Raw genomic sequence first — 3359 nt, forward strand, 5'->3', positions numbered from 1 at the left:
CTAATGACGTCAATCCAGTACACCGCCCGCACGCCGGCCCCCGCGAGCAGCAGCCCGGCCAGCGCGGGCCCGACGATCCCGCCGGTCTGGAACAGCGCCTGGAACATCGCGTTGGCCGCCGGAACCGCCGCCAGCCCGACCATGCCAGGCACCATCGCGCCGCGCGCCGAGCTGTCCATCCCGCTCAGCGCGGCGGTCACGGCCGGGAACAGGAACAGCGGCCACAGCGCGGGACCGAAGTCCGCGTTCAGCGCCAGTCCGGCGCTCGACAGCGCGCCAAGCGCCTCGACCACGAGCAGCATCCGCCGCCGGTCCACCGCGTCCACCAGCGACCCGCCGAACAGCGACCCGAGAATCAGCGGGAACAGCTGCGCGAGCGACACCAGCCCGACGAACAGCGACGAGCGGGTGAGCTCGTACACCTGGTACGGCACCGCGACCGCGGTCAGCTGGGTGCCGAAGCTGGACACCCCGAGCCCGGCGATCAGCGCGCGGAAGTCCGCCGAGTGGCGCAGCGGCGTGAGGTCGAGGAGAACGTGCCTGGTCAGCCACCGGGAGCGGGGCCGACTCATCCGCGCGCCATACGAACTTCCATCGCGTTCAATATAACTTTTTTATCTGAACGTACGGTTGCGGCTCCCGGCCGTCCCGCTCAGACCCGCGCGGCGTTCACGTAGCTAGCGGGGCTCTCCGGCGCGAGCACGACCCAGACCTGGCCGGGGGCGAACAGCATCCGCTTGCCGCCGGGCAGCGTGAACGTGGTGCCGCTGTTCAGGCCGGGCCGCGACCAGTGCACGGTGTACGCCCGGCCGTTGCGCAGGATGACCGCGGTGCCGGAGCCGATCGACCTCGCCAGCGGCGGCAGGCCACCGTACTCCTCGAACCGCGACTTCCCGATATAGACGTCCTGGATGATCACGGTCGCGCCGCCGAGCTGGCCGCCCTCGGTGGCCGTGCCCGGCGCGCCGTCCATCCAGACCAGCCACCGCTTCGCCTTCGCCGACCAGCGGAAGGTATAGGTCGCCGCCGGGTACTTCACCGTGTACGACCCGGTCGCCCGCCCGCCGGCGGGCTGCGCCCCGAACCGGAACCCGATGTCGCGGGCCTTGCTGGCCTTCGGCGCTTCCTTCAGCAGGGTCCGCGGGTTGGCGTACAGGTTCTCAGGCGCGACCCGGGAGGAGATCCGGTAGTACCCGTTCACCTGGAGCGCGTACAGGTCGGCGATATGCGCCCGCTCGATGAACGGCACCAGGTGCGGGGTCGCGCCGGACCAGGCGAACGCGGGGCGGCCGAACTGGGGCAGCAGGTACAGGTCGCTCTCGCGGGCGCTGCGCACCGGGCCGACCGTCGTCGGGACGCGGGAGGAGAACACCGCCATGAACCGGGTGAGGCCGCCCTCGACCGGTTCGACGTAGACGATGTCGGCGGACTGGAGCCCGGTCTGCGGCCGCGCGGTCACGATGTTGTCGATCTTCACCGCGAGCACCGGCTTGAGCGCGCGGACCGGCTCGCCGGTGAACGGGGAGTACAGCTGGGTCGAGACGACCCGGATGGGCGCCGGCTGCGGGTGCAGCGGGAGCGTGGGGCGCGCGGACGGCTGCGCCGGCGCCGCTGAACTGGACAGCGCGGCAACCAGCGAGATCGTGAACGCGACGACCACGGCGACGGCCGGCAAGCCGACCCGCAGGGCCATTCGCCGGCGCCTGCTCATGGCCGGCCTCCTAATTCGGGAACGCCAGTAGGTCGATCGCTCCCCGCCATCCGGCATGCTATGCGGGACAATCGGGTGAGATCTGGCTTTTCTGGGTTATCCGCCGGCTAACTATGGAACATAGCGCGGCGCGGATAAGTTTAGTTTGTGTAAGGCAAATATTGGACGGTAGCGATGAATGACGCGGACGCAACGCCAGACATGCCCGGCCGCCTCGGCGTGGCGGTGCAGCTGCTGGCCCATGCCGGGAAGCAGGCGGGCAAGGACGCGGCGAAAGCGGGCGGCGAACGAGGCGAGCTGACGCCCACCCGGCTCACCGCCCTCGCCGTGCTGGCCGACGCGGGCCCGATGCGGCTCGGCGGCTTCGCCTCCAGGCTCGGGGTGCAGGTGTCCACCATGTCGCGGATCGTGGACATCATGGCCGCCTCCGGCTGGCTGGAGCGCCGCCCCGACGAGGCCGACCACCGGGCCTGCGTCATCGCGATCACCAGCGCGGGCTCGGCGCTGCTGGACGCCGTCCGGCAGGACGGCGCCACCCGGCTCGCGACGTGCGTCGCCCGGCTCGGCCCTGACGACCTCGCCGTGCTCGAGGCCGCGCTGCCAGTCCTCGAGTCCCTGGCGCAGCAGGTCGCGTCCCGTCAGCCGGTCACGCTGGGCGCGCCGGTCTCCGCGTGACCGGGTGCCTGATGCCGCGGGTATCCCCTGCGGTGTCACCGGGGGTTGGCCGGGAGCCGTCCGATGCCTGGAACCCTGTTGTCATCGGTGGCCGTGGCTTGCCTGGTGAGAATGTCACGCAGCTCGCTCGTGTCGCCGTCTGAGTACCGGTCGAGAATCGCTTCGAGGTCGCGCCGCTCGGCCGGGGTCGAATAGTCCGCGAGCTCGCGCTCCAGCGCCAGCCTCCGGTCGCGGCCCGCGGGCGGGCTGACGTGCATGACCAGCGCGGCAAAGAGGAACAGGAACCCAGCGAGGAAGGCGAGGGCGCCCGCTCCGTCGTTCAGCAGGATGCCAGTCGCGGTCAGCGCCCCGCCCGCCAGCAGGGGCAGCCAGCGCAACCGCAGCGCGTGTCCCAGCCGGATCAGGCCGACGGCCGTGAGCAGGCCGCTGGTGCGAAGAAGCCTGCGCAGCCGCCGGGTGCTCGCGGGCCGTGGGAGCGCCGTCAAGCTGTACCTGCCGGCCAGGCCGCGGGACGAGCGCCACACCACAACGGTCCGCCGTGCTCGCAGCGCCATCGCAGCCTCCGGTACCTCGGCTCCGCCTGCGTGACCTTAATGGTACGCTCCGGCGCCGTCGCTGACTGGGCTCCCCACCGCACCCCTAGCTGGCTTTTTGTCGTGCGGGCCAAGGCTGGCGCTGGACCGGGCCGGTTATCGTCTACCCATGCCGGACATCCGCCTGGTCCGCAGGCCGCTTAACTGGGATCTCACGCCCGTGCAGGTGCTGCGCCTGGTCCGGGCGGACCCGCATCCTGTGGCGCTGTTCGGCGCGTGGGCCGGCGGCTGCGACATCGTCGGGTCGCGGCCCCGGCTGGTACGAAGCAGCGCGAGCGGGCCGCTGGACGATGTCCTCGACGACGCACTGCCGGCGCCGCCGGCTCCCGGTGCGGGCACGGACCCGGCGTTCGGCGGCGGGTGGATCGGCTACCTGGGAT

At 71.6% G+C, this 3359-nt stretch carries 5 protein-coding genes; 2 read left to right on the forward strand and 3 right to left on the reverse strand.

Features of this window, described 5'->3' with window-relative positions; genetic code table 11:
• Nucleotides 1-572, reverse strand: a 572-nt coding sequence (locus WA805_RS08380; protein ID WP_425242047.1) for an MFS transporter, incomplete at its 3' end; no start/stop codon positions are given.
• 80 nt (nucleotides 573-652) lie between these two features.
• On the reverse strand, nucleotides 653-1711 hold the full coding sequence (locus WA805_RS08385; protein WP_422290792.1) for a DUF3048 domain-containing protein: 1059 nt from the start codon (nucleotides 1709-1711) through the stop codon (nucleotides 653-655).
• 174 nt (nucleotides 1712-1885) lie between these two features.
• On the opposite strand from WA805_RS08385, the gene WA805_RS08390 reads away from it, so the two are divergent.
• The gene (locus tag WA805_RS08390) at nucleotides 1886-2386 is read left to right on the forward strand and encodes a MarR family winged helix-turn-helix transcriptional regulator (RefSeq protein WP_422290794.1); all 501 of its coding nucleotides are present in this window, start codon (nucleotides 1886-1888) and stop codon (nucleotides 2384-2386) included.
• Nucleotides 2387-2421: 35 nt separating this feature from the next.
• Here WA805_RS08390 and WA805_RS08395 read toward each other — a convergent pair whose 3' ends face one another.
• The gene (locus WA805_RS08395) at nucleotides 2422-2940 is read right to left on the reverse strand and encodes a hypothetical protein (RefSeq protein ID WP_424564864.1); all 519 of its coding nucleotides are present in this window, start codon (nucleotides 2938-2940) and stop codon (nucleotides 2422-2424) included.
• 148 nt (nucleotides 2941-3088) lie between these two features.
• On the opposite strand from WA805_RS08395, the gene WA805_RS08400 reads away from it, so the two are divergent.
• On the forward strand, nucleotides 3089-3359 hold a 271-nt coding region (locus WA805_RS08400), incomplete at its 3' end, for a hypothetical protein (RefSeq protein WP_425242048.1).

It is taken from the genome of Trebonia sp. (assembly GCF_049794275.1).
Taxonomy (GTDB): Bacteria; Actinomycetota; Actinomycetes; order Streptosporangiales; family Streptosporangiaceae; genus Trebonia.